This window comes from Streptococcus sp. GMD1S (genome assembly GCF_000296875.1).
Taxonomy (GTDB): Bacteria; Bacillota; Bacilli; order Lactobacillales; family Streptococcaceae; genus Streptococcus.
Map to the genome: position 1 here is coordinate 1 of NZ_AJQY01000204.1, position 875 is coordinate 875.

Consider the following 875-nt stretch of genomic DNA (forward strand, 5'->3'; position numbering starts at 1 on the left):
CTTCAAGGCTATAACCCAGAAAAAGGGCAAAAATTGGAAGAACTCTTCTTCCAATACGGACGTTATTTACTCATCAGTTCGTCTCGTGATCGGACAGATGCTCTTCCTGCCAACCTACAAGGAGTCTGGAATGCTGTAGACAATCCACCTTGGAACGCCGACTACCACCTCAATGTCAATTTGCAAATGAACTATTGGCCAGCCTACATGAGCAACCTTGCTGAAACAGCCAAGCCAATGATCAATTACATTGACGACATGCGCTACTATGGTCGTATCGCTGCCAAGGAATACGCTGGCATCGAATCCAAAGACGGACAAGAAAATGGTTGGCTGGTCCACACCCAGGCAACACCATTTGGCTGGACTACTCCTGGTTGGAATTACTATTGGGGTTGGTCTCCAGCAGCTAACGCTTGGATGATGCAAAACGTCTATGATTACTACAAATTCACCAAGGATGAGACTTATCTCAAAGAAAAGATTTACCCAATGCTCAAGGAGACTGCCAAGTTCTGGAACTCCTTCTTGCACTATGACAAGGCCAGTGACCGTTGGGTGTCTTCTCCATCCTACTCACCTGAACACGGGACCATTACCATCGGAAATACCTTTGACCAATCGCTAGTCTGGCAGTTATTCCACGACTACATGGAAGTCGCCAACCATCTGAATGTCGACCAAGACTTAGTCACAGAGGTCAAGGCTAAATTTGACAAACTCAAACCGCTTCACATCAACAAAGAGGGACGCATCAAGGAATGGTACGAGGAGGACAATCCTCAATTCACAAATGAAGGGATTGAAAATCACCACCGTCACGTTTCCCATCTAGTTGGTCTCTTCCCAGGTACGCTCTTTAGCAAGGACCAGGC

The 875-nt window shown here is 46.6% G+C and carries 1 pseudogene; it reads left to right on the forward strand.

Annotated elements, in window-relative coordinates:
* Positions 1–875, forward strand: a pseudogene (locus GMD1S_RS08300) (fibronectin); the annotation flags it as partial.